Raw genomic sequence first — 446 nt, forward strand, 5'->3', positions numbered from 1 at the left:
CCGCACCCGTACGACCCGAGCGCGGTCAGCGCTCGTCGTCCTCCGAGGGCCAGCGGTCCCAGCCGGCGGGCTCGCTGTCGTCCGTGTCCACCGCGCTGCGGCGGCTGTCCGTGACGACGTCGTTGTGGCGGCGAGACGAGAGCTCCTGCTCGAGAGCCCGGTAGTTCGTGTCGGGGCTGAAGTACTTCAGCTCCCGAGCGACCTTCGTCTGCTTTGCCTTCTGACGGCCGCGCCCAATGGCATCGACCCCCTCTAACGTGGAAGCGGGGCGGCTCCGTGCTCACACGTGCGGCCCCGGGGTGCTGTATCAGTCTCTTCGTGTGGCAACGGTACATGGTCGTGATCCATTCCGACCACCTGCGCGCGGGTGGGGTCGGCCACGATCGCACCTCGTGCTGGTCGGGCGTTCAGGACGGCCGTGACGCCGGTGCGTCGCCCGCTGTGAC

At 69.3% G+C, this 446-nt stretch carries 1 protein-coding gene; it reads right to left on the reverse strand.

All coding sequences use genetic code 11. The features are described from left to right. Positions 1-25: 25 nt before the first annotated feature. Entirely contained in the window at positions 26-238 is a 213-nt protein-coding gene (locus tag G3I56_RS42820; protein WP_046529151.1) for a DUF3073 domain-containing protein, read from the reverse strand. Between the last annotated feature and the right edge of the window lie 208 nt (positions 239-446).

Source organism: Streptomyces sp. SID12488 (genome assembly GCF_010548275.1).
Lineage (GTDB): Bacteria > Actinomycetota > Actinomycetes > Streptomycetales > Streptomycetaceae > Streptomyces.